Source organism: Bartonella sp. AA86SXKL (genome assembly GCF_042196885.1).
Genome location: NZ_JBHIRE010000262.1, coordinates 1 through 786, shown reverse-complemented (window position 1 = coordinate 786; position 786 = coordinate 1). Strand labels below are relative to the sequence as shown.

General features: G+C 36.3%; 1 protein-coding gene. It reads right to left on the bottom strand.

Annotation, left to right across the window (positions count from 1 at the left end):
• Window positions 1-7 precede the first annotated feature (7 nt).
• Window positions 8-625, bottom strand: coding sequence for a LexA family transcriptional regulator (locus tag ACFIO5_RS11415; RefSeq protein WP_375705470.1), 618 nt, complete (start codon window positions 623-625; stop codon window positions 8-10).
• Window positions 626-786: the final 161 nt, after the last annotated feature.

Below are 786 nucleotides of genomic sequence, written 5' to 3'. Positions count from 1 at the left end.
ATTGTACTTACATGTCAAGAATAGTGCGTCGTACACGACCTATTATAGAAATGGCACCTTCAAGTTTTGGAGCTTTTATTGTTTTATCGTACGAAGCAGGCTGAAAAGGAGGATTATCATTTGGTCTATATCGCTTATATGTAGCTTGCCCAGTTTCATCTGCAATTACATAGCAGGCATTAGGTACAAGTTTTTTGTCTCGCATATTTACAAATATTATAGAATCTGGAGGGCTAATTTTATTCATAGATGCGCCATCTACACGTAAAGCAATCCATTCACCGGCAGGAAGATTAACAGCCTCTGTCATAGGATAATCTGAAAAATCCATTATCCCATCTTGCCCGCTTAACTCTCCAGCACTAATCCATGAAATAAGAGGAATACTTATATTAAGACTAGGATTTTCTTGAGGAGATTCACCATATAAAATCCATCCCGGATCGACGTTAAATACTTGTCCATAGAGTTCGGCTTTTTGTCGAGAAACAGGACGATTTCCATTTTCATGACTAATTAGAGTATTTTGATTAAGAGCTGATATAGCGCGCGCAGCCTCGCTCGGTGTTGCATACCCAGCATTTTTACGCGCTATTTTAAGTCTATCTTTTGGCAAATAAGTCATTCGTACATTATCCACTATTTTTTTCATTCATTGTGTACTATTTTGTCTTGATTTTAAATTGTACGTAATGTACTATTTTGATCATGGTTAATAATTTTTATGTCAAAAATTTGATTGAGTCTTGGGGATCTATAGGTCAATTTGCAAAGGAAATCGGTTGT

What these genes read in the sequence shown, in the direction of transcription:
- ACFIO5_RS11415 (WP_375705470.1), bottom strand. Translation starts at nt 625, where the DNA reads ATGACTTATTTGCCAAAAGATAGACTTAAAATAGCGCGTAAAAATGCT.